Source organism: Actinomadura sp. KC216 (assembly GCF_004348535.1).
Taxonomy (GTDB): Bacteria; Actinomycetota; Actinomycetes; order Streptosporangiales; family Streptosporangiaceae; genus Spirillospora.
In genome coordinates, this window is the sequence record NZ_SMJX01000159.1 from 1 (window position 1) to 18,832 (window position 18,832).

Annotated in this window: 22 protein-coding genes and 1 pseudogene; 5 read left to right on the forward strand and 18 right to left on the reverse strand. The window is 67.0% G+C overall.

Annotated elements, in window-relative coordinates; all coding sequences use genetic code 11:
* The 7 genes from E1264_RS25020 to E1264_RS25055 all read right to left on the reverse strand — a co-directional run.
* Positions 1 to 1,136: endonuclease/exonuclease/phosphatase family protein (locus E1264_RS25020; RefSeq protein WP_207936148.1), on the reverse strand; the 1,136-nt coding region annotated here is incomplete at its 3' end.
* Positions 1,133 to 1,360: a hypothetical protein gene (locus tag E1264_RS25025; protein ID WP_132177597.1), complete on the reverse strand. Its 228-nt coding sequence runs from the start codon at positions 1,358 to 1,360 to the stop codon at positions 1,133 to 1,135. The genes E1264_RS25025 and E1264_RS25020, both read right to left, overlap by 4 nt.
* Positions 1,357 to 1,989 (reverse strand): HAD family hydrolase, encoded by a 633-nt coding sequence (locus tag E1264_RS25030; RefSeq protein WP_165964361.1) that lies wholly within the window; start codon positions 1,987 to 1,989, stop codon positions 1,357 to 1,359. The genes E1264_RS25025 and E1264_RS25030 overlap by 4 nt, the downstream gene beginning before the upstream one ends.
* Positions 1,986 to 2,915: an SAM-dependent methyltransferase gene (locus E1264_RS25035; RefSeq protein WP_132177602.1), complete on the reverse strand. Its 930-nt coding sequence runs from the start codon at positions 2,913 to 2,915 to the stop codon at positions 1,986 to 1,988. The genes E1264_RS25030 and E1264_RS25035 overlap by 4 nt, the downstream gene beginning before the upstream one ends.
* Positions 2,912 to 3,787, reverse strand: coding sequence for an SAM-dependent methyltransferase (locus E1264_RS25040; protein WP_132177604.1), 876 nt, complete (start codon positions 3,785 to 3,787; stop codon positions 2,912 to 2,914). The genes E1264_RS25035 and E1264_RS25040 overlap by 4 nt, the downstream gene beginning before the upstream one ends.
* Before the next feature lie 1,206 nt (positions 3,788 to 4,993).
* On the reverse strand, positions 4,994 to 5,563 hold the full coding sequence (locus E1264_RS25050; protein ID WP_207936149.1) for a GNAT family N-acetyltransferase: 570 nt from the start codon (positions 5,561 to 5,563) through the stop codon (positions 4,994 to 4,996).
* Positions 5,564 to 5,582: 19 nt separating this feature from the next.
* Complete coding sequence (locus E1264_RS25055; protein ID WP_132177608.1) at positions 5,583 to 7,016, reverse strand: hypothetical protein; 1,434 nt, start codon at positions 7,014 to 7,016, stop codon at positions 5,583 to 5,585.
* A 176-nt stretch (positions 7,017 to 7,192) separates the two neighbouring features.
* Between E1264_RS25055 and E1264_RS25060 the strand changes: the two genes are divergently transcribed.
* The 3 genes from E1264_RS25060 (at position 7,193) to E1264_RS25070 (ending at position 9,165) form a co-directional block, all read left to right on the forward strand.
* A complete protein-coding gene (locus tag E1264_RS25060) occupies positions 7,193 to 8,062 on the forward strand; it encodes a helix-turn-helix transcriptional regulator (protein ID WP_165964363.1) in 870 nt (289 codons plus the stop codon).
* Between the two features lie 16 nt (positions 8,063 to 8,078).
* Positions 8,079 to 8,285, forward strand: coding sequence for a DUF397 domain-containing protein (locus E1264_RS25065; protein ID WP_132177612.1), 207 nt, complete (start codon positions 8,079 to 8,081; stop codon positions 8,283 to 8,285).
* A 73-nt stretch (positions 8,286 to 8,358) separates the two neighbouring features.
* Positions 8,359 to 9,165 carry an SAM-dependent methyltransferase gene (locus E1264_RS25070; RefSeq protein WP_132177614.1) on the forward strand — a complete coding sequence of 269 codons (807 nt, stop codon included), beginning with the start codon at positions 8,359 to 8,361 and terminating at the stop codon, positions 9,163 to 9,165.
* A gap of 874 nt (positions 9,166 to 10,039) precedes the next feature.
* Here the strand turns inward: E1264_RS25070 and E1264_RS25080 are convergent.
* Positions 10,040 to 10,237, reverse strand: a complete 198-nt coding sequence (locus E1264_RS25080; protein WP_132177618.1) for a hypothetical protein — start codon at positions 10,235 to 10,237, stop codon at positions 10,040 to 10,042.
* 640 nt (positions 10,238 to 10,877) lie between these two features.
* Positions 10,878 to 11,030, reverse strand: coding sequence for a hypothetical protein (locus E1264_RS43655; protein ID WP_165964364.1), 153 nt, complete (start codon positions 11,028 to 11,030; stop codon positions 10,878 to 10,880).
* 236 nt (positions 11,031 to 11,266) lie between these two features.
* On the opposite strand from E1264_RS43655, the gene E1264_RS25085 reads away from it, so the two are divergent.
* Together E1264_RS25085 and E1264_RS25090 are read left to right on the forward strand one after the other, a co-directional pair.
* Entirely contained in the window at positions 11,267 to 11,584 is a 318-nt protein-coding gene (locus E1264_RS25085) for a Scr1 family TA system antitoxin-like transcriptional regulator (protein ID WP_279491372.1), read from the forward strand.
* 450 nt (positions 11,585 to 12,034) lie between these two features.
* Positions 12,035 to 12,892 carry a hypothetical protein gene (locus E1264_RS25090; RefSeq protein WP_132177622.1) on the forward strand — a complete coding sequence of 286 codons (858 nt, stop codon included), beginning with the start codon at positions 12,035 to 12,037 and terminating at the stop codon, positions 12,890 to 12,892.
* A gap of 41 nt (positions 12,893 to 12,933) precedes the next feature.
* Here E1264_RS25090 and E1264_RS25095 read toward each other — a convergent pair whose 3' ends face one another.
* The 9 genes and pseudogenes from E1264_RS25095 to E1264_RS43665 all read right to left on the reverse strand — a co-directional run.
* Complete coding sequence (locus tag E1264_RS25095; protein WP_132177624.1) at positions 12,934 to 13,392, reverse strand: pilus assembly protein TadG-related protein; 459 nt, start codon at positions 13,390 to 13,392, stop codon at positions 12,934 to 12,936.
* A complete protein-coding gene (locus tag E1264_RS25100) occupies positions 13,389 to 13,784 on the reverse strand; it encodes a TadE/TadG family type IV pilus assembly protein (RefSeq protein ID WP_207936161.1) in 396 nt (131 codons plus the stop codon). Before E1264_RS25100 ends, E1264_RS25095 begins: the two co-directional genes overlap by 4 nt.
* Before the next feature lie 71 nt (positions 13,785 to 13,855).
* Entirely contained in the window at positions 13,856 to 14,272 is a 417-nt protein-coding gene (locus E1264_RS25105) for a TadE family protein (RefSeq protein ID WP_165964365.1), read from the reverse strand.
* Between the two features lie 11 nt (positions 14,273 to 14,283).
* Positions 14,284 to 14,478 (reverse strand): hypothetical protein, encoded by a 195-nt coding sequence (locus E1264_RS43660; RefSeq protein WP_165964366.1) that lies wholly within the window; start codon positions 14,476 to 14,478, stop codon positions 14,284 to 14,286.
* Between the two features lie 25 nt (positions 14,479 to 14,503).
* The gene (locus E1264_RS25110) at positions 14,504 to 15,391 is read right to left on the reverse strand and encodes a type II secretion system F family protein (RefSeq protein ID WP_132177628.1); all 888 of its coding nucleotides are present in this window, start codon (positions 15,389 to 15,391) and stop codon (positions 14,504 to 14,506) included.
* A complete protein-coding gene (locus E1264_RS25115; protein WP_132177630.1) occupies positions 15,388 to 16,251 on the reverse strand; it encodes a type II secretion system F family protein in 864 nt (287 codons plus the stop codon). Before E1264_RS25115 ends, E1264_RS25110 begins: the two co-directional genes overlap by 4 nt.
* Complete coding sequence (locus tag E1264_RS25120; RefSeq protein ID WP_165964367.1) at positions 16,248 to 17,519, reverse strand: ATPase, T2SS/T4P/T4SS family; 1,272 nt, start codon at positions 17,517 to 17,519, stop codon at positions 16,248 to 16,250. The genes E1264_RS25115 and E1264_RS25120 overlap by 4 nt, the downstream gene beginning before the upstream one ends.
* A gap of 152 nt (positions 17,520 to 17,671) precedes the next feature.
* On the reverse strand, positions 17,672 to 18,481 hold the full coding sequence (locus E1264_RS25125; protein WP_132177634.1) for a hypothetical protein: 810 nt from the start codon (positions 18,479 to 18,481) through the stop codon (positions 17,672 to 17,674).
* Positions 18,478 to 18,832 (reverse strand): annotated as a pseudogene (locus tag E1264_RS43665) (hypothetical protein); the annotation flags it as partial. The pseudogene E1264_RS43665 and the gene E1264_RS25125, both read right to left, overlap by 4 nt.

The window sequence follows — 18,832 nt, forward strand, 5'->3', positions numbered from 1 at the left end:
GGATCGGTCGGACAAGACGTGGGCGCGGTGGAGCACCGGCACCAGCGGGTCGCGCGCAGCCATGAGCGATGCCGCGATCCGCTGCGCCACCAGCGCGGTGATGGACCGGAAGAGATGTCCGCGCGCGTGGAGGCGGTGGGGGAAAGAGCGCGGGAAAGGTCGAGGGTGACCCAGACCAGGCGGTGATCACTGGCCTGATCGCCGACCTCGCTGATGGCCACGCCGTAGGAGCCGGGAACGACCGCGGCGGCCAATGCGGGGCTGAGCACGATGTGGTCGATCCGGCCGCCCTGCCCCTGATCGATGTGGGCGTTGACCGTCACGGTCATGTCGTCGGCCAGACAGCCCGCACTTTGGAAACCGGCCTCGGCCAGCACCGACAACGCCCGCCGGTCCGACACCACCCGCCCGCCGAGCCGGTCACCGCCCCACCAAGCCCACAGCCGCCGCCGCAGGTCGGCCGGTGGCCGGGCCCCGGGCGGCAGGGTCTTGTGCAGCCGCTTGTGCGGCGGGCGCCGGGACCAGTCCGGCTCGAACTCCCGGTGCAGCCGGGTCCACCCCGGCAGAAACCGGCGCCGCCGCCAGCAGTCCGGCCACAACGAGTTGAAATCGCCCGCGATGATCGCCCAGCAGCCCGGGGCGGCGTAGCGGGTCAGTTTCTGCGCCGCGTCCAGCCGGACGTCCCCAGACCAGTGCGCCCACTGGGCGCTCTGAATCGCCAGCTCCGGAACCGCCTGGTCCTCCTGCGGTTCGTCCTCCTGTGGCTCCCCGGCCTGCGGTTCGTCCTCCTGGGGTTCCTGGACGCGGAAATGCTGCCAGCCGACCTGATCGTGGAACACATCCGGCAGATCGGGGGTCCAATGCTGCTTCGGCCGCAGCCGCGATGAGCGCACGAACACCAGCTCGTGCAAGGTTCCCCGGGTGCTGCGGGTCAGGAAACTGCGGTCCAGGCCCAGCGGACGCAGCAGCTCCTCGGCCTCGAACCGGCGCGCCTGCCCGTCCCGGTCCCAGCCCTTGCCCTCTTGGAGGACAAGGACGTCCACGTCCCGGCCGATCTGCCGCACCAGGCCGGGAACCAGATCCAGGCGCACGCCATCCTGTAAGTCCAGCGTCGCGACCGTCAGCAGAGCGCTCACCGTGCGCTCCTTCGCGTCGGCCACGCCAACACCAGGACCGGGCCCCAGCTCGTTCCCAGGCTTGAGCCGCTGTCGGCCTGCCGTACGACCCACAGCGCCGCCCGTGCCGCCACGGGCCGCAGCTGCTCCAGGAAGTCGTGGTACAGGTGGCCCTGATGTAGATGGGCGTGCCACAGGCTCTGCACGGAGCAGGCGAAAACCTCCGGCACCTCGATCACGTTCACCACGCGTCTCCCGGTGCCGTCAGCCGGGCGAGCAGGGCAGGCAATTCCCGCACATACTCAATCACCGGCACCCCATCGGGGACCTCACCGGCAGTTCCGTCAGCCGGCTGGCCCGCCGACCGATCGGCGGTCGAGGCCGGCGGCGCGATCAGCACCGCCCGCATCCCCGCCGCCACCGCCGGGAGCACATCGCTGTGGACCCGGTTGCCCACGTAGCAGATCTCGGCGGGAGAGCACCCGCCGCTAGCCGCGGTGATCGCGTCAAAGAATCTCGGTGACGGTTTCGCGACTCCAAGCTCGGCGCTGTGCAATACGGCCCGCAGCAGCCCCCGTACGCCCGCGGCGACCAGCTGCGCCTCGCGGGACTGGCCTGCGAGGGTGTTGGAGGCGACCAGCAGCCGCAACCCGGTCCGGTGCAGCGACCGGATCACCGCGGCGGCCGCCGGATCGACCGGGAGCGACTGATCCAGCCGCCGTGCCACAGCCCCGACGTTGAGCGTGAGCCAGCCCTCGTAACCGGGCGGCACGGAAACGTCCTGGACGGCACCGCGTCGATCGTCCAGGACCCCGCCGTAATCGAACCCGACACACCGCACCGGCGGGTCCCACACCACCTGCCCGGCGCTCACCGCGCATCCTCGCGGGCCTGGACGCGGCCGACGCCGCACCACAGATCGGAGGGTCCCTGGCCGATCGCCTCCGCCTGCGGCGAGCAGGAGCGCTCTGGTCGCCATCGCGGCGCGGGCACGATGCCCGGCTCGATGATCTCCAGCCCGGCGAACAGGTCCCTCACGTCCTGGGGCGTGCGGGGATGCGGCAGACCGGGGATCGGCCGGTCCTGCAACGTGCCCAAAGCGGCCACCCCCTGGCTGGTCCGGCCGGTCAGCTGGCAGACCGCGATGTAGCTGCCGCAGGGAAGTGCGGCGCGCAGCCGCTCCATGGCCCCGACGGCGCGGCTGCCGTCCAGGGGATCGAGGCTGGTCGTCAGCAGCACCCCGACCGGCTCAGCCAGATCCAGCAGATTCTTGGCCGCGGCCGCGGCCAACGCTCCGGCAGGGTCGGTCGGGTCGGCGTCGACGCAGGTGTCCTCAAACGGGGAGGACAGCCAAGCTCGGGCCTGCACCAGGACGAAGGCGTCGGCGTCGGCGTAGACCACCCGGACCGCCGGATCGATCCGCTGGGCGACGTCATGGACTTCCGCCCGCAACGGCTCGCTCGGCAGATCCCGCACCGGCAGATCGGTACCGGCGACCAACACCTGACCGATACCGTGCTCGCCGACCAAGGCCCGCACCACGCGGGCCCGGAACTCAAGCCGATGCTGGGCGGCGGCGACCAACCCCGGATACGCCCCTCCCGTCCAATCGCTGAAGGTGCGATCAGCGGGGTAGTTCTCCTTGCCACCGACCAGCGCGTTCCAGACACGGCTCATGTGCGGTGTCGTGGGGTCGAGCGGGGAAAGCAGACCGCGCTTGGCCGCCGCCCACTCCAACCCCTGGACGGTCGGAAGGTACGGGGCCCAGCTGAGCCCCGCGCCGCCGAGCTGGTCGTTCACCGCGACCTCCCGGCCGCCCGGTGACTCACCCGCGCACCCGTCCGGGCACGAACACGGCCGACACCGCACCACAGATCGACCCCGTCCAGCGGCGCCCAGGGGGACGGTTCCGGTCGCCAATGCGGCGCTGCGACCAGACCCGGCTCGGCCATTTCCAGGTCGGTGAACAGGGCTCGGATCCCATCCAGGGTCCGCGCGTGCGGCAGGCCGGGGACCGGCCGGTCCCACAACCCGCCCAGCGCCCCAAGTCCCTGGCCGGTGTCCCCGGTCAGGTGACCGATCCCGATACAGCTCCCGCCGGGCAACGCGGTCCGCAGGACGGCCAGGGCGTGCGCGGCCGTCTGATCGTCCACGCCGTCCAGGCTGGTCGTCAGCAGCACCCCGACCGGCTCAGCCAGGGAAAGCGTCGCCGCTGCCTGATCCAGGAGCGCGCCGGGCTCGTACAGATCCGCGTCGACGTGCGCGCAACCGCCAGGCGCGCGGGAAGTCAGCAACGCACGCGCGTGCATCATCACCCACGGGTCGGTGTCGGCATACACCACCCGAGTCGCCGGGTCGATCCGCTGCGCGATCTCGTGCACCTCGTCGCGCAGCGGAACATCGACACCGACCACCAGCAACTGACGCAGCCGGTACTCCTCGACCATCACCCGAACCGCCCGGGCCCGAAAGACCCAGCGGAACCGAGCAACGTCCAAAATCTGCGGGTAGAGCTGCTGCACCCGCTCGCCGAACTCCTGCTCAGCCGGGCCAGCGTCCTTGCCATTCGCCCATAGATTCCACAACCGCGCCACAACGGGCGTGGACTCGTCCAGCTCGATCAGATCACCAGTGGCAGCCGACCCGTGAACGGCAATGTCGTGAGCGCTCATGCTGCATTCCCATCGGCGATAACGGCATGCGCGGCGACAAGGCGTTCGGATACTTCAACGACGTCACACGCTGGCCATCTCTCCTGATCCCCGTCCGGACAGCCCCAGGAAAACTCATCGCTACGGGCCCGATACCACACAGTGAGCCCGCATGTGAGAGAAAGCACCGACACAGTCGAGGAATCCTTGCGAATTATTCCGTCGATACCTCGGGAACTGAGCATCGCGTGAACGTAATCGACTGCTCCTCGGTTGGATACCGGTGGTGCCGGATCCATCTTCAGAACCTTTGGTATGTGCACTGACGACGGCAAGGGCAATGCAAACCACGTCGCCTTACCGGGAACGGGCGGCGTCTCCTGTCGTGACATCGTGGGGTGATGCCCCCACCTTCCCTGCGTAAGGTTGGCAATGAGGCGCAGACCTCGGCCGTGCTCTCGCATCTGTTCGCAGGTGTCGGTCCCGTCGACCCCCCATCCACGGAAGGGATCAAAGACCTTGATGACCAGTTCGCGTCCTGTCGCCCCCACTCTGGTGTAGATCCAGATTTCCGCGCTGTCACGGGGAATTGGCTGGTGGCGGCGGGTGTTTCGGATACCGTGTATCAGTGCGTTGGTACCCAGCTCGCTGGCCATCAGCTCAACGTCGCCGATATATTCTGTGGAACATCTGGTCAAAGCGAGTAGGCCGCTTACGCAACGGCGGGCGGCCTGGGCGATCCTTTCGTCCCTGGGGAGGCGCTCGACGTAGCAGCCATCATTGGCTGACCTCAGTTTCGGAGGCACTGTTGCCTCTGGCGCCATGTCCATCTCGTTGCCACCGCCGTCGTGGGATGTGTTCGCCCGACCGTCTTCCCTGTCTGGGAGCTGGGTCTTCCACCCGTGTGCTAGGGCCGTCTTCAGAACCGTTTAGTCAGACGCCCAAGGTGCATGCGGCTGACCCAGCCAACTGCTCGCGAGAAGCAAGTAATGGGATTCTAGGGGCGCGCGCAACGGACATGCCATTTCAATGTGTAATAACTGCTCCGCTCAGAGCATTGCACTTTGCTATTCTGATGAAACTGGAGCACAAAGTGGCGAAGAGGGGTTAGGCAAGGCATGCCAAGGCCCCTGACTTCCTTCTATGAAGGGGTCAGGGGCGTGGTGAGATATGTCGCCGACCAGGCCGTGTCAGCGCTGTGCTGTCCTGCAGGGGCTTGCGGACCGGCTAGGAGTCGCGGGTGAGTGGCAGGTCGAGTATCAAGACGTCAAAATACGGGGCATTTGGCCAGGACGGGAGCAACCGCCCGACCCGGTACCATCCCCATGATGTATACGCGTTGTAAGCGCGGCTATTTTCGGGGTCGACAAGGAGCATGGCCCGGCGCTCCGCGCGCCGGCTAAGGAGCTCGTCATGCATAGCGTGCGCGATGCCGTGGCCCGCCCAGGATTGCCGAACCATGATCTCCGACAGGGCGAACGTTCGTGTACCATCCTCTTCGGTGAAACGTGGCTCGGGGACATCGAGCGTGTCCAGGCCATCCCATGTGGGTGACGTCGATCGGACCGGCCAGCCCCAGATCTGCCCCACGGGCTCTGCGTCATCATAGGCGATTACGAGGTCGAGTCGCGGGTTGGAAGAGTAGTTGTCGAAGCGAGCCATGAATGGTTCAGGCTCGTTAAACTGGTCCCCTGAGGCGATCCGCTTCGCGTAGGCGTCACGGTGTATGCCCGCTACGATTTCACGCTGCTGTCTTGCGCCGACGGCGTCGATACGGGCGAAGGTCAATCCGCTCATCGAGGGTCCTCAATGGTGGTCAGACAGCTAGGGCATGCGTGGCGGCGTCGAACTTGGCACAGAACTCTTCATGCCCGGATCTTTCGGCCGCGTTGCGAATACGGTGCATGCGGTTTAGCGGCCTCACCGAGGTAATGTTCTCCGCAGTCATCTTGATCACTGCTTCCAGGCCGGAGTTGATCGCCTCGGCGGTGTCACCGACTTCCAGCAGCGTCGCCGCCAGATGGCCTTGCGCGCAGGCACGGTTACGCGGGCTCAGCTCGGTGTCGTTGAGGGAGTTTGAGTGGATTTCCACTGACCGCTGCGCTTCACCCAGCCGGAGGTAGCCTGATGCTTCGGCCGCGTCGACTTCTCCCGATGTTACAAAAGCCGTCCACGCCCGGTCGGCGGTGGAGGGCCCACGGTCGAGTTCATGACGGGCCCGCGTGATCGACTTGCGGAACGCGGCTGCATCACCCAGGTTCGCATGGGCTACCGCCTGGCGGGTGGCAACGAGTGCCTGCAGGCGCGGAGAACCTTCATGCCGGGCCACCGCGGCGCTTCCATCGGCAAGGCGCAAGCCTTCACGTGCGTAGCGGTTACGTTCTCGCCGATGCTTGGCCATCCCGGCAAGATGGTTGACCTGCATGGACATGGTCTGCAGCACATGTGCTTGGAGTTCGACGTCGCCGGATGACAGGGCTAGGACGTGGGCCTCGTTGTAGAAGAAGCGAGCGGCTTGATGGTCTCCAGAATCGAAGGCGGCCCATCCGGCTTCCTCGGCCAGTTCGCCGGTGATGACGAGCAGTTCACTACCTAGCACGTCGGTGTAGTCGGACTCATCCAGCATACGGCGGGCCCGGGCGTACTGGCGACGGGCCTGGTGAACAACCGCCCCGCCGCCCAGCTCTTGGTCGTCGGAGCGCAGGCGCGTCAATGAGGTTCGTAGTGTCTCGATGTCAGAGCGCTCTACCCGGGCCGGCGCATCCAATCCGGGCAGCGCGGCCGTGGCCATCAGCGCGGCCATCAAGCTGTTGAACCGACGGCGTTCCACGTGATCTCCCTGCATGCCGTCTTCATGCTCTGAGACCAGGGTCGCATCTGGATCGCCAGAAATCAGCGGTGCGATGGCACGCCGCGGCATACCGATGGCATCTGTGCAGGCCAGGAGTTCGCGGATGTCGTAGAGGGTGTCGCGTTTGCCGCTCTCAATGAGGGAGACGGTGGTCTGCGACCACTGCCCCACCACCTGGCCGAACTCCTCCTGCGACATCTGTGCCGCCACGCGCATCAACACAACCACGGCGGACAGATCAAGGCGCGCCAGAGCGCGGCGGAGGGGCTCAGCCTCCCAGCCAGCGTCCAGTACGGCGTTGGTGCATTTGCTGCAGAGCTTGGGCCCTTGAGAGTTCAGAGCCGACCTACATGACATACATGTCCGCGCAGCCTGCGCCGCACGCTGGTGCCGCTGCATGAGCCACTCCCTCCCAGGAGGCCGCACGCCCCTGTTCGTATGGCCGCGGTCCGTTCAGGTCGGCATGGACATGTAGCATCTTGACCCAACTTGCCATGCCCTGCAAGCTGCAGAGAACAGCAAGTAGCCGAGGCGAGCAAATTGCTCCGGTATGCAAGGAGCGTGAAAGGGGGCGGATGGCTGGTTCACCGAGCATGAGACGTCGGCGTGTTGCGGGGGAGCTGCGCAGGCTCCGTGAGGAGGCCGGGCTGCAGGCTGACGAAGTCGCGGCCCGCCTGGGCTGGCCAGCCTCAAAGGTCTCCCGGATCGAGAACCGCAAGGCGGGGGTCAGTCAACAAGATCTTCGCAAGCTACTCGACCTCTTCGAGGTCGTCGACGAGGGTTACCGTACCGAGTTGGAGCACATCCGCCGTCGCGCGTCCGAGCGGGGCTGGTGGGAGAACTTCGGTGCGGTGGTCTCAAGTGAGTATGCGAATCTGATCATTTTGGAGGACGAGGCGGAGGCGATCCGCGCCTACGGCTCCGAAGTCGTGCCCGGCCTCTTGCAGACCGCCGACTACGCTCGCGCGGTCATCCGGGCCAGCCGTCCGTCAGACACGGCCAAGGAGATCGATCGGCGTGTCGAGGTCCGAATGGAACGTCAAGAGGCCCTCGTGCGCTCAACCTCACGCCCGCCGCGATTGCACGTCATCCTGAACGAAGCGGTTCTGGCGCGCCGGGTCGGGAGCCCAGAGGTAATGGCAGGTCAGATCCACCATTTGATGGAGGAGCGCGACGGTGCGAACATCACCGTTCGAATCCTTCCCTTCACAGCTGGCGAGCACGCCAGCTTGGCAGGCCCGTTCTCTCTACTGACTCTCCGAGACGAGGGTAATCCGGTATTCGTTCATATCGAGAACGCCACCAGTTCCCTGACCCTGGAGAAGCCTGAACAGGTCCAACCATACGAAGAGATATGGGAATCAATCGCGGATAAGGCAATATCGGCCAGCGATTCCCGTGCCTATATGACGACCTTCGCCCTACGATTCTCGCCCGGAAGATAAGATTGGAGTAAGTTTCATGAACAATGGCGGATTGCCGCTTTGGCGTAAGAGTACCCGTAGCGCAGGGACCGGCGACTGTGTCGAGGTTGCTGACGTGGCCGAAGGTGTGGCCGTACGTGACTCCAAAGACCCCTCAGGCCCGAAGCTCACACTCACGTTGAACGCATGGCGGGGCCTTCTGCGTGATGTGAAGGCCGAAGAGCCCTCGGACGGCACAATCTAGACCTCCTCAGGGCTGCGGGCTCGATTGGGCCTGTTTCTCACCCCTACACACACAACTGGAAAGGGATCGTGGCATGGTGCGGACCGAGGACCTGCCCCCCGAGATCGACCCCAGCAAGGCTCACGTAGCTCGCATGTACGACTACTACCTCGGAGGCGACAACAACTTCGAGGCCGACCGAATGGCATGCGCTGCACTCGATGAAACCGTCCCCGGAACTCGCGGGCTGGCGATCAACAATCGCCGCTGGCTCATCCGGATGGTCCGCACCATTGCCCAGCAATTCGACGTCAAGCAGTTCATTGACGTGGGCACCGGTCTTCCCACCCAGGACAACGTCCACCAGGTCGTGAAAGCGATCCATCCGGACGCTCGGGTGGTCTACGTCGACAACGACCCGATCGTCAAGATCCACGCAGGCCACCTCATCGCGGAAGATGAAACAACCGTGTTCCTCCTCGATGATGTGCGTAATACCGAAGGAATCTTAAACCAGCCCGACACGCAGCGACTCATCAACTTCGACGAGCCTGTCGCGGTCCTCTTCGTCAGTTTCTTTCACCAGATTCCTGACCAGGACGACCCGGTCGGCCTCGCACGTCAGATGTTGAGCCATCTGGCTGAGGGCAGCTTCTTGGCCATTTCGCATCTCGTTGCCGAGGACCCAAATCTTAGGCGGCGACTGACGAACACAATGCTTGAAGCCACGGGCGGCAAATGGGGGCGCGTTCGCTCTCACCGAGAAGTCGACGCCTACTTTGAAGGCCTGACGGTGATACCTCCTGGCCTGGGAGACATCACAAAATGGCGTCCCGACGATATTCCGGGCGAAGAACAAACAAATGAGTGGATCGAGTACGGGGGAGTTGCGTACAAGTAGCTACGTGGCTCTCGCCAGGTCAGACCCACCCCCGTAACTGGACCGAAACGAAGATTAGCTTCCTGCCGCGAACTCCAGCACTCAGGTTCCTCCTGCACCAGCATCCCGAAGCGCTCACCTTGCAACAACGGCACTGGCTGCTGCGCCGGCATCACCACGGCCTACCCCACCGCCGCAATGCCTCCAGAGTTGGACCACGGCCTGATCCACGGTGACGCGCACACCGGCAACGTGATTCCCGTCCGTGGCGGCTTCGTGGCCTGCGACTGGGACTCGGTCAGCCTCGGCCCGCGCGCCCAAGACCTCATCCTAGCCTCTACCGCGTCGTTCGCCTCGGCAGCCCCAGAAGCACCTGGTTGGAGATGTGCTCCGCCTGCGGCATCGACCCCGAATTGGAACACCACCCGGGAATGCGACTCCTGCATCGGCGCGGGAAATTCGAGTCCTTGCCGCCTACATCCGTGCCGCCGCGCCCTCTGTGGCGGCAAGAGCCGAGCTGGATAAGAGGGTGCGGACGCTGATGACCGGCGAAGACACCATCTGGCGCGCCCCCGAGGGCTCCGGTAAATGCGAGGTAGCAGATGCCGGTGCAGCATCCCGGTCACTCATCCAGGCCCAGTCGCGCGCCCTCGACGGAGCAGCGGCCGAGGAGCTGCTGGAAGAACTCCTCGGAGACGACGGTGAGCTCGCCCACGTAGGCGCCCTGCGCATGTGAGCCCGCGGAGGGATTTCTCGGCCTTGGCGTCGGAGGCGCCGAGGACGTGCACCGTGCGGCCGAGGATCGTCGCCGTCGAGGTGCCGTTGAGGTAGTGGACCTGGTGGGCGAGGGCCCCGAACAGAGACGGGTCTTGGAGCGGCCCGAACACGTTGCGGTTCACGAGTCGCGGGTGCGGCCGACGACGACGAGCTCCCCGCCGCGCGGCGCCGACGCGACGTAGATCAGCCAGCGGAGCAGGCTACTCACGGTTTGCCGGAGCGGATGGAGCCCTCGGAGGTTAACGAACGCCGTGGAGTTGACGACGTGGTCGACCTGGCGGCGGGACAGCGGCAGCCGGTCGAGCAGGGCGGTCACGAGTCGCTGCTAGCCGGTGGCCCAGCGTAAGGGAGGTAGTGGGAACACACCTTTCCGCATTGTTGCTGGTCGCGACCCCTCATCGGGAGAGACACTCGTTCGCTTCCGGCATTGGATACTCCAATCGAGACCCTGGCGAAGTGGGAGGTGTTGTCGTTCTTTAACGGAACATCTTCCTTACTGCTTCGACGGAGTATGCGCAGGTCAGAGTCTGGGATATAGCAGAGACTCTGGGATATAGCAGAGGTGTTTATGCAGGTCAGAGCGCTATCGCGCACTTCTTGGGTGTCGGGTCTATGCGGGACAGAATCGGTCACCGTAGAAAGCGGGCGACCCCCGGCGGTGGAAGCGCCGAGGGCCGTTCGAGCCCGTCACTCAGCGGAGGCCAGACTCATGACAAGCGTACGACGAAACATGCGGGGGCCGCAGCCCCTAGTTCCACGGTGGATCATCGGCTGCGGCATCTCACTGGTCTCGATCGGGGTGGCTGCCGGGCTCGTAGTGTGGGCGATGCCGTCACTCGCGCCGCCGATTCTGGTCTGTGCGACGGTGATCGGGGTGGGTGTGACGCTCATCGGCCTGCTGGTGGCGATCACGCGGCACCAGGAGGCCGAGTAGGCGGCGTGCGCTGGTTCGACGATCAGTGTTCGCCCGCGGGCGCGGGGTCCTGGCGGACGCGCCATGCCTTGCTGAGGGCCTCGGCAAGGCCGGTCAGCATCGACGTTGTTTCGCCCACGCCGTTGTCGGCGTCGAGCTCGACGAGCCGCGCGTGCCGGTCAGCGGCCAGCGACACGGCCTGCATGATCTCGCGCTTGTCCCGGAAAGGCGGCTCGTCGATCTCGCGCGAGTTGAAGTCGTTGTCCTTGCCGCCGAAGTTGTAGACGGTGCACGACTCCCAGAGCTGGGTGCGGAGCCGGTGCGCGTCCTCCAGGAGGAGGGCGGCGAGGACGCCCGGGTCTGTTCCACGGAGGTCCTGGACGACGCCAACACCGAGTTGAAGATCAAGCCCCGGTTGCGGCGGCAGGACGTGTGGACCCCGAGATCATGCCAGCGCAATTGCGGCGGCTGGTCCAGGCAGGGCGCAGCGACCACATCGAGATCGCGGTCCTGCCCTTCGGGGCGGGAGCCCACCCTGGGACGCGCGGGCCCTTCACCATCCTGGGGTTCGACGGAGATCTCGGGGAGGTCCTATATCTGGAGGGCCAGGGAACTGCTGCGGTGGTGGCCGGCGAAGACCAGCGCGTCAGCGACTACCGGCACGCCTTCGAAGTGTTGCGGCAGAAGACGCTCCCCCAGGACGAGTCGCTCGTGCTCATCGAGCATGTCGCGGACGAGATGTCAGGCTAGCCCGACAACGGGGCCTATCCGAAGGCAGGGCCCGGCGAGTGGGAGAACGCGCGGATCCTGGCGGCGTCGGGCGTTCGTTCTACTTGGGTGAGTCGAGGCTGGGCAAACGCTGTTCCTCGGCACATCAAAGTCATGTGATCGTCGGTGTCGCTTGTTGGAGGTCACCTGCTTGTGGCGTAGCTTGCGGGCAGGGATTTGTTCCGGGCGGTGTGGCCGCCTCGTCCGGTGATCGCCCCGGCCGCGATCATCCAGTGGACCCCAGGGGCCCGTTCGCCTCTCCACAAGATCGTTCCGACGTGAGCAGAAGTTGCGTGTGCGCTTCTCCGAACAACACGCCAGGCCGGGTGGCGACGGAGACCCACCATGCCTCACTCACACTTCCAGCGTCGACTTCGTTTGTTTCGGTCCTACACCGGCTGCCCCGCCACCATCGCCGGACGACACTGGTCCGTGCTGGACACCGCGCAGCCGCTGATACCCGCCGCCAGTCCGGGTCTGGCTGTTCTCGAAACGCGGTTGCTGTTCGCCTGCGGGCAGCTCGACTATCGCCGGGAGGACGAGAGCCTAGAGGAGTGGGCGAACCGCCGGACCTGTTATCCGCCCCTGGGGATTCGTTACCTCGTCCCGGAGCCCGAGGAACTGCAGGTGAGCCTCCACCCCTACCTGGTGCCGCAGTTTGTCGACCAGGTGCTGCCCAGGGTCGAAGCGGAGGGTGCCGAGGTCCACGGGATCGCCGGGCTGCGCGCGCGGGTCCATGACCGCTTCGTGCTCCTTTACCGGCCAGGCCGGGCGGGGCGGATCCGAGTACGGATCTCCCGCAGGCGGTGGGACCAGGCTGCGCGTCATGCACTGCGCGGGGTCAGCCACGGCAACGTCCCGTGGCTCACCCATCCCGACACCTGGCACCCGGCGGAGACGGCTTTCCACGACCGGTACGGCTACCTTCGCGATTGCGGGCCGAACGGCAGCGCCTTCCTTTCAGGGCTCCTCCGCAGATGCCACGCGCTCAACGGCAACGATTACACCCAGTATTGGCACCTTTGGGGGAACCGCCGACGTGTGGAACTGGAGTGGCGAGGCGGCGTCACTCATCAATCGGTTCTCGATCGGCTGCTGGATCCCCGGCACGGCCTGAACGCCCAGCCCGATGATCCCACGCGCACCTGCCGCTGTGACGACACCACGACCGACACTTTCAACGAGTGCTTCTCGATCGTCCTCCGCACTCCCGGTGGCATCAGCCTGAATCTGCGACGTCATCGTCCCTATGAGGTGGAGGACCAGGCTCTGGCGTCACGGGTTGGATGAGCACCCTCCCCAGGGCCTTTCGTGGAGGCGAGGATCGGCGATCAACCGGGTGATGTGGGCCGTTCGACGCCTTGGAGGAGGTCGGCGGTGGCGGTCTTGCTCACCTGGAGGTCGTTGATGCCTATGGCTGATAGCAGGAGGGTGGGTTCGGTGATGGTGACGGTTACGCGGATCTTCTGGCCGCTAGTAATGCTGACGGTTCCGGTGTTTCCGCTGCCCGCTAGGTACGCGCGGGCGGCACTCACGGCGGCGGTGCGGTCGACGACGAACCGGCCGCCTTGGGTGTAGGCGTGGTCGCGGTCGATCCGTCCTGCGCCGGCGCGGGCGGCCTCTTCGGCTACGGCGGAGGCTTCGCGGGCGGCGCGGAGTTTGGTGCCGCCGTCGACAACCAGGCCCGCGGCGGCCAGCAGGGCGAGGAAGAACACGATGACGAGCAGGCTGATCGTCCCGTCGTCTCGGGTTCGGAGTTCCAGGGCGGGGGTCAGGATGCTTCGCCTCATGGTTGCCGTCCACGGTATGGGTCGATCGGGCTGGTGAAATGCGACCTCACGGTGGTGGTGGGGACCCCTGCCAAGGAAACGTCGGCGAGCTGGACGGTGCACGTCACGTGTGCGGTGACGGTAGCTGCGGCTCCGACGGGGCGGGCGAAGCCGGAGGTGTCCACGCTGACGTGCGCGGGACAGTTCAGGCCTTCGCGGTGGAGCGCTGCCTGGGCGCTGCTGGTCGCGCTCGTCTGCGCGGTGGCCGGGTCGCGGGCGATGCTGGCCTGGCGGGCTGCGTCTCGTGCGGCGGCCTCCACTGCTTGGTGGGCTTGGGCGATGCGTCCGGCAGCGATGACGAACAGCAGCATGATGATCAGCGCAGGGGCGAAGATGACGAGCTCCAGCGTCACCGAACCGCGATCGCCGTGGCCGCCCGACGTGGGGCTTGTGTGGCGTGAGGGGGTGGCATGACGTTCGCGCATCACCCACCTCCGCTGACACTGCTTCCGGACGGAACCGTGAATCGCTCGACGGGTCCGCGGGCGACCTGGTCGACGTGCAGATGCAGGCCAGGGACCAGGGAGATGGCGGTTCCACGTACGCGGACCACGATGGTAGTGGCCGTGCTGCTGCTGGTGTCCACGCTCGGAGACTGGAGGAAGCCCTCGCCGTTGCTGCGGGCGAAGGTGAGGGCGGTGCTGCTGGCCTGGGCGGGGTTGGCGTCGTAGGCCCGTGCAGTCCGGACGCCTTCTTGGGCTGCGGCCAATGCTGTGTTGCGGGCGTGGAACCACAGCGCGGCGTTTATCGTCAACAGGACCGCCAGCAAGGCGACGGGGACGGCGATGACGGTCTCCAGCGTGACGCTGCCCCGCTCATCCTTGATGCTGCCTGGGTCCATCGGAGCGAGCCCTATCTGATCTGGTTGGCGTGGGAGTGGATCGCGGACACGATCTTGGTGGCGGCCCAGACGGCGGCGGCAAAGAGGATGCCGATGATCACCATCCATTCCAGGGTGATGCTGCCGCGGTCCCGCGCTTCGCCGCGCCACATGTCGAGACGGGCGCGCAGGTAGGCCAGGTCGGGTGGGAGCTGCGGACGCTTCATGACAAGGATGACCTCCGTAGTCGTGTTATGAACCGGTGATTCGGGCGTAGGCGGGGTAGCCGAGCAGGATCAGATAGCCCAGCACCGACAGGGCGACGGGCAGGGTCATGGTCTCGGTGCGGGATTTGGCACGGGCGAGGGCGGCGGCGAGTTGCTGCTCGCGCAGGGAGGCGGCCTTGGTGGTGAGGCTGTCGAGGATCGCGGCCCCTTGGGTGCCGGCGCGCTGAGCGATCGCGGCGGTGTCGGCGAGTTCGCGGACGCCGATCTGGTCGGCCAGGCGGGCGAGTTCGTCCCACGGGTCGCGGGTGCCGCGGGCTGCCGGGTCGACGGTGGCGGCGATCCGCTGGAACGCCCATCCGCGGCAAACCCGAGCTGGGGCTTCCAGGGCCTCGCCGGGTCCGGCGCCGCTGGCGCGGGCCATCTTGATCAGGTCCAGGTAGGCGATGAGCGCGACCTTGAACTCCTCGCGCGCCTCCTTGGCTTGGCTGCGCAGCGCGATGTCCGGCGCGGCGAACATGATCGCGGCGTAGGCCAGGGTGGAGCCGGTGCTGATCAGCCACGGCACCGGCGGCATCAACAGGGTCCACAGCACGGTCGGCACGGCGAGCCCGAGGCCGGTCATGGCGGGCTTCTGGACCAGATACTCCTCTGAGGACTTGCCGATCAGCGCCAGGTCCCGCCGCGGGATCCGGACGTCCAAGGCGGTGCCGGTGATGCGCGCCGCCAGCCACCCCCCGATCTGCGCTGCTCGACCATCGGGGACAACAACGTCGGCCGCCGGGCGTCGTGTCGGCGGAGCGAAGCGGTCCAAGGCGGCGGCCAGCTGCGGCGGGGCGGGGAACAGTTCTCTCACGCACAAGAACAGCCCCAGCCCGACGAGCCCACCTGCGGTGAGCACAAGCGTGATTGTCATCGGCGTCTCCGGTGTTCTGGCAAGAATCTGTGTCCCGGGGCGGGGGTGGCCAGTCGGTGCAGCCACACGACGGTTCCGGCGTACAGCGCGACGACGAGGACGAGCATCAGCTGCCCGGTCGGGGTGCCGAACGGGGCCACGTAGGTGCGGTTGAGCATGGCGAAGCCGACGAACGCGGCGAGTGCGACCACGACCCAGATGGCGGTGGTGCGGTGGGTGGCGCGTTCGGCGTCGATCTCGCGCTGCATGGCCACGTCCTTGGCCACGGTGCCGGCCAGCGCGGTCAGCACCTGGTGCAGGCCGCGTCCGCGGACCTGGGAGGCGATGATCAGGGTGGCGGCGATGGTGTCGCCGACCGGGTGGGCCAGGTCGTCGGCGAAGGCGCGCAGTGCGTCTTCGGTGGTGACGCGGTATTCCAATCGTCGCCGCAGTGCGGTCACTTCGGCGGCGATCGGGCCGGGCGGGCTGGATGCGGTGGTCAGCAGCGCGTCTTCGATGCCGGTGCCGGTGGTGAGCACGTCGGCGAGCTGGCGGGTCCAGGCCTCCATGGCTTCCAGCCGGGCGATGCGCTGCTGCACGGCTCGTCCACCCAGCAGGCGCGGCAGGGCGAGGACTGCGGCGGTGACCGCGATCGCGGCCACCGGCCACCCAGTGGCCGCCCACGCTCCGATGCCTGTGGCTGTGGCCAGAGCGGTTTCCAGTAGGGTACGCCGTGATCGCCACTGCACCAGCTGCCGTCGCGGGCGCCCGGCCGGTGGTTCGGGCAGCAGATCCGTGCGGGTCCAGGCGGCTACGATCAGCAACAGCCCGGCGATGACCAGGCTGGCGGCGAGCGCGGCGAGAACGGCGTTGCTGGTCACCGGTTCGCCCCCACGTGGAAGTAGGACAGCTCGAACCCGGCCGCCTCCAGCTCGGCGGCGCACTGCGGCAGGGTGTGTGGCACCGCCCGACCGTCCCGGCGAGGGACGTAGACCTGGTTGGTGGCCGGTTCGTCGGTGTCGCCAGGCGGGAGCACCTCCAGCACTTCGGAGACGTAGCGCTGGTTCACTGGGTGGCCGTGCTGGTGGTGGACCTGGTGGGTGAGGTGGACGACGAAGTCCACTGCCATGCCTGCCAGCTGGAAGAGGGTGGCGGGTGGGTAGGTCAGGCCGCCGGAGTCGGCCAGGATCAGCATCCGGGCGAACACTTCGCCCGCCGAGTCGGCGTGGATGGTGCACAGGGAGCCTTCGCCGCCGGTGTTCATCGCGGTCAGCATCGGCAGGAGCTCATCGCCCAGGACCTCACCGACGATGATCCGTTTGGCGTTCAGCCGCAGCGCGTCGGTGACCAGCTGGCGGACCGGGATGCCGCCGACGCCTTCGGCGTTGGGCTCGCGGGCCTCCATCGCCACGATGTCGGCGTGCCGGTGCGGCAGGGTGTGCAGGAACAGCTCGTACTCGTTCTCGACGGTGACGATGCGCTCGTCGCGGTCGAAGTCGGCGGCCAGTGCACGGGCGAAGGTGGTCTTGCCGCTGCCCATCCCGCCGGTCACCACGATGTCCTTGCGGGCGGCGACGGCGGCGCGCAGGAACTCCCGCAAGCCTGGGTCGAGGGTGCCGTTATCGACGAGCTGGTCCAGGTCGACGTCGAGCATCCGGTGCCGCCGGATCGACAGGCACGGCCACGGCGTCACTGTCATCAGCGCGGTCAACCGGGAGCCGTCCGGCAACGCCAACCGGAGCTTTGGCTTGGCGGGTGAGAAGTCGCGGGCGGTCTGGCCCTGGTAGGCGCCCCACCGGCGGATCAGCTCGACCATCTGTGCGTCGGAGTCGGCGACCGGCTCGCCTGGCTCCTTGCGGCCGTCGGCGTAGTTGATCCAGACCTGGTGCGCGCCGTTGACATCGATTGTTTCGATGTCCGGGTCCTCCAACAGTGGTTGAAGGGCCCCGAGTCCGAATCGTTCGTTGTAGACCGCGCCGACCAACCGTGCTTCCAGTTCGGCGGTGAGCCGGTAGCGGCCCGAGCCGGCCTGGTCGGCGATCCACGTCCGTACCTCGGTGGCAATGAGCGTTCGTGCTTGCTCGGGCGTGGTGTCGGCGGTGATCTGGTCGTCCAAGGCCCGGTTGATGTCGGCGACCGCGCCGCGCACGGCGGCCTCCTCGACACCCGTCCGTTCTGCGGGCAGGGCGCCTGGTCGCCAGCCAGCCGGGGGCCCATCCACGATGCCGCCCGTCGCCTGACGTCCGGCAGCCGAGCGGGGCCATCCAGCCGGTCCACCGGTGGGCCATAGTGAACGGTTGCTCATGGCCGCCTCTCTCCCACTCCTGGGGCCCGTCCGGAGCTTGGTCCGGTCAAGGCCCCGCGTTGCGCGGTCGTGAAGCTCAATATGTGGTTCGTGGCGGTGCGGGCGGCGCGCATCAGCGGACTGACCTCAATCCGGCGGCGGGCCCGGTCGCTGCCGCCGCCCTGCGACAGTACGTCGGCCGCCTTTTCGTCGATCGGCATCGTGGCGGTCACCGCGAACTCGCCGAGCTCGGCGCGAAGATCGCGGACGGTGTAGGGACGTTCCCCGATCAGGCACAACGCCAACGGCACGGTCGGGCCCAGGGCTTGGCGGAGCCGGGCAATCCGCGGGCGTGCCGCGGCGACCTGAGCCAGCGTCGGCCGCATCACCACGACCACCAGCTCGGCGGCGCGCAACAGGGCGAATGGCTGCTCGGGGCTGATCGGTCCGGTGTCGGCGAGCACGCTGAACGGCAGCGCCGACAACGTCGCCGTCAGATTGTCCCAGGTGGCCGCTGAGAGTTCCGTGGCCTGGAACGGGTCGACCAGACCGGGCAGTAGCAGATGCTGGTGTTCGTCGTCCAACGCGATCGTCTGCTCCCACACCGCGGCCTCGGCGGCGTCTGAGCCGTGCACGGCGGCCAGCGCCAACTCCCACAGCCCGCCCACCGGCGGGGTATGGCATTGGAAGTAGCCGCGCAGAATCTGCCCGCCGGCCGGGGAGCACTCGGCCAGCAGCACCCAGCTCGGCCAGGTCAGCGCCATCGCAAACGCCGTGGTGGTGGCTCCGGGGGCGTCGCCGGGGCTGGTGAAGGCGATCACGCTCACCGTGGCCCCCGTGAGGTCACCACCACCGCTAGGCGCCCGGTGGACGCCTGTTTGGCGATCGCCGGGCCCACCCGGGCGTCGACCACCAGATCGACCCGCACACTGCCCTCGGCATCGGCGCCACTGACCTGGTCGATGGTCGCCGCCGTATCCTGCGTCAACTGATCTCCGCCCGCGGTGGTCGCCGGACTCTGTCCCTGTTGACCGGGGGTGGCGATCACCAGTACCTGGTCGCCCGGCGCTAGGCCGCGGGCCGGGAGCTGGCTGGACTTGAGCGCGACCGCAACCACCTGCTGACCCGGTCGCGGGCTCAACGCCGTGGTCACTTGCGAGGGCGCCAGCAGCGTGCCC

What these genes read in the sequence shown, in the direction of transcription:
- E1264_RS25040 (WP_132177604.1), bottom strand. Translation starts at nt 3,787, where the DNA reads ATGAGCGCTCACGACATTGCCGTTCACGGGTCGGCTGCCACTGGTGAT.
- E1264_RS25050 (WP_207936149.1), bottom strand. Translation starts at nt 5,563, where the DNA reads ATGAGCGGATTGACCTTCGCCCGTATCGACGCCGTCGGCGCAAGACAG.
- E1264_RS25055 (WP_132177608.1), bottom strand. Translation starts at nt 7,016, where the DNA reads ATGCAGCGGCACCAGCGTGCGGCGCAGGCTGCGCGGACATGTATGTCA.
- E1264_RS25060 (WP_165964363.1), top strand. Translation starts at nt 7,193, where the DNA reads ATGGCTGGTTCACCGAGCATGAGACGTCGGCGTGTTGCGGGGGAGCTG.
- E1264_RS25065 (WP_132177612.1), top strand. Translation starts at nt 8,079, where the DNA reads ATGAACAATGGCGGATTGCCGCTTTGGCGTAAGAGTACCCGTAGCGCA.
- E1264_RS25070 (WP_132177614.1), top strand. Translation starts at nt 8,359, where the DNA reads ATGGTGCGGACCGAGGACCTGCCCCCCGAGATCGACCCCAGCAAGGCT.
- E1264_RS25095 (WP_132177624.1), bottom strand. Translation starts at nt 13,392, where the DNA reads ATGAGGCGAAGCATCCTGACCCCCGCCCTGGAACTCCGAACCCGAGAC.
- E1264_RS25105 (WP_165964365.1), bottom strand. Translation starts at nt 14,272, where the DNA reads ATGGACCCAGGCAGCATCAAGGATGAGCGGGGCAGCGTCACGCTGGAG.
- E1264_RS43660 (WP_165964366.1), bottom strand. Translation starts at nt 14,478, where the DNA reads ATGAAGCGTCCGCAGCTCCCACCCGACCTGGCCTACCTGCGCGCCCGT.
- E1264_RS25110 (WP_132177628.1), bottom strand. Translation starts at nt 15,391, where the DNA reads ATGACAATCACGCTTGTGCTCACCGCAGGTGGGCTCGTCGGGCTGGGG.